At 29.1% G+C, this 3,136-nt stretch carries 4 protein-coding genes; all 4 read left to right on the top strand.

Annotated elements, in window-relative coordinates:
* The first annotated feature begins 145 nt into the window (after positions 1-145).
* The gene (locus tag ACIQ2X_RS15100) at positions 146-751 is read left to right on the top strand and encodes a hypothetical protein (protein WP_396179785.1); all 606 of its coding nucleotides are present in this window, start codon (positions 146-148) and stop codon (positions 749-751) included.
* Between the two features lie 639 nt (positions 752-1,390).
* Positions 1,391-1,669, top strand: a complete 279-nt coding sequence (locus ACIQ2X_RS15095) for a helix-turn-helix domain-containing protein (RefSeq protein ID WP_396179784.1) — start codon at positions 1,391-1,393, stop codon at positions 1,667-1,669.
* Positions 1,670-1,675: 6 nt separating this feature from the next.
* A complete protein-coding gene (locus ACIQ2X_RS15090; protein ID WP_396179786.1) occupies positions 1,676-2,701 on the top strand; it encodes a DNA adenine methylase in 1,026 nt (341 codons plus the stop codon).
* Between the two features lie 112 nt (positions 2,702-2,813).
* Positions 2,814-3,110, top strand: coding sequence for a hypothetical protein (locus ACIQ2X_RS15085; protein ID WP_396179783.1), 297 nt, complete (start codon positions 2,814-2,816; stop codon positions 3,108-3,110).
* The last annotated feature ends 26 nt before the right edge of the window (positions 3,111-3,136 follow it).

Genomic DNA, 3,136 nt, shown 5'->3' with positions numbered 1-3,136 from the left:
ATTAAACAAGTAGAATTATCAATTAATAACAGACCTATTAGAAAATTCAATTATCTTAGTCCAATTGAAACTCTAAATAATAAGTTTGTTGCACTTATGAATTGAACACAGCAAATTAAAAAGTAACATAATACAATTTATCAATATGAAGAAAGTAATCTTCGGCATTATTGCCACAGTTATACTAACAAGTTCAATCTTTACTAGTTGTTCGAAAGAAGAAGAAGTTAAAAATGAGTTTAATTACTCAAAATTACTTCTAAAACCTGAACAAATAAATGCCGTAATAGTGGATATAGAAAACTATAAAAAGAGAAATGAAAATTTAAAATCTACTAATAGAATAAATACAGAAAATGAAATGCAAGTAATATTGCAACCTCTAATAGCTAATGGAGAATTGATTCATAATGCAATGATTAATGAAATTACAACAACAAATGAGTTTCAAAATTTAACAGAAATAGAGAAGCAAGAAATCTTAAATTTAACGGATGAACAACTTGCAGAATTATCATTTATAGTAAATTTTCAATATCAAACTAATAATGTAGACTGGGACAGAGTTAGAAGTTGCGCAAGCTTTGCATTAGGTATTAGTGGCATAAGAAATTTATATTTAAATACTGCGGCACTGGGTACTGTAGAAACAATGATTGGAGCGTTAAGATTAATTGGAAAAAGATATTTGGGATATGTTGGTGTAGCGTTAATGATTTATGATTTTGCAGACTGTGTTTATGGAGATTAATTTAAAAAAATATTATGGTTTATCGGATTCTATAAATATAATATTTATAGTTGGTTATATAGTTGATTTTATAGCACGTAAATCTGACTTAACTTTTCCTCTAAAATATGTATCAGCACTAATTTTTATATTTAATCTAGTTCTGATAATTTACACATTTTTGAATTTGATGAAAAATAAAGGAATAATAGAATACAATAAAAAAATAGCATCAATAGTTATTAGATTATTTCTGAATATCATTTTCTTAATATTGATATTCTTCCTATGAAATTTAATCTAATTATGGAAAGCTACTTTTAGTTTTAATCAGATTTTGGCAACGCCAAAATCTGATATTTTTTAAAATTATCAAAAGATAATGAAATTATAAATCTTCTGCCAACAAGCGTTTTGCAAAAGCGTGGCTTGGCGGCTTAATTTAAAGGCTTGGTTTTAGAATAAACTTGGTACCAAATCAAAAGGCTTGGTTGTAGAAACCCACGCCTTCGCAAAGCGCCGACCGTTGTGCGACACCCTACAAGAACACCGCATAAATAAGAAGTTTAGAAAATTTCATCAGCCAAAAAATAGAATTTCTTAAACAAAATAGTCGCAAATAAAAATATTATTTCTATATTTGACGAAAATTGTCAAATTATGTTGGATACTTTAATTTCAATCGGAGATACTTTAAAAGAGATACGAGAAACCAAAGGTTTCCATCTTCAAGAGGTTGCTGAAAAGACAACTATCAACTATACTTCTTTGAGTAGAATTGAAACAGGAAAAAGACTTCCGACAAAACCGCAAGTTCAAATTTTGGCATCATTCTATAAATACAGTGAACAAGAACTAATCAAACAACTGATAAGCGACAAAATCATTTATGAAGTTCAAAATGAAGATTTTGGACTTGAAGGATTTATTCTTTCCTAACAAAAAATAAAATACGGAAACTCACTTTTTAACGACTATGAAAATTTAGATAAATTTGAACTACACAGTCGCAGATACATTGGGAACAAAGCAAAATTGACGGATTGGATAATGGAAATTATCCGACAAGAAACCACAGGAAACGAAACCTTTATTGATGTTTTTTCGGGGACTTCAATCGTTGCAAAAGAAGCAATGAAAACCTACAAAAATATAGTTTTAAACGATATTTTGATTTCAAATAATATTGCTTACCAAGCATTTTACGACAATGTAAATTGGAACTCAAAAAAAATAATTGACATCGTAAACGGGTACAATACTTTAAATTCAAAAGACATCAAAGAGAATTATTTTTCTAAAAATTTTGGGGGCAAATTTTACGAACACGACATTGCAAAACTTATCGGACATATCCGACAAGACATTGAAAGCAGAAAAAACGAACTCAACTCAAAAGAGTATGCAATTCTTTTAACTTCATTAATTTACACGATTGACCGACTTGCTAATACTGTCGGGCATTTTGACGCATATATCAAAAAACCGATTACAAAACGACCTTTAAATTTCCGTTTGATAAAAACCGAAGATTTTGCAGGTGCAAAAATTTACAAGGAAGATGCAAATAAATTGGTTAGAAAACTAAAAGGCGATATTGCCTACATTGACCCACCTTATAATTCAAGACAATACAGCCGATTTTATCACATTTACGAAAATTTGGTACAATGGCAAAAACCTGAATTGTTTGGAGTTGCACTAAAACCCGAACCCGAAAATATGAGCGAATATTGCACTTCACGAGCAAAACACGCTTTCAAAGATTTGGTTGAAAATTTAGATGTTAAATATTTGGCAGTTTCGTACAACAATACATACAAATCGAAAAGTAAATCTTCTGCAAATAAAATCAAGTACGAAGAAATTTTAGAGATTTTAAACAACGTTGGAGAAACAAAAGTGTTTGAGACATTTTATGACGTAAAAGGAAAAATTTATCAAGAAAGATTATTAATTACAAGAAAATGATTTATTTAAAATATTTTGGGCGTTTCCTTCGGTCGGGCTTTTCGTTTCAATCTTTTTGTTCGTACCTCACAAAAAGGATTTACACTGCAATCCCTAACGCAATTACAACACTATGAGCAATATACAAATATTATCAAACTTAAATCTTCCTATTGGGAAAATCATTAATCAAGAATTATTTAATTCAAAAAACACTCAAATTGCAGTTGCATTTTTAAAGCATAGTGGAATTAAAGTTATTGAACAATCGTTAAAGTATTCACTTGATAGTGGAGCTAAATTTGAAATTATTGCAGGTTTAGATTTCAAAACAACTGACCCAAAATCAATGTTATTTTTTATTGATTGCTGTGTTCAATTCATAAGTGCAACAAACTTATTATTTAGAGTTTCAATTGGACTAAGATAATTGAATTTTCTAATAGGTCTGTTATT

Origin of the sequence: Flavobacterium sp. (assembly GCF_044368625.1) — a bacterium.
Taxonomy (GTDB): Bacteria; Bacteroidota; Bacteroidia; order Flavobacteriales; family Flavobacteriaceae; genus Flavobacterium.
The sequence above is the reverse complement of the archived record's forward strand: the minus strand, read 5'-3'. Positions and strand labels throughout refer to the sequence as shown.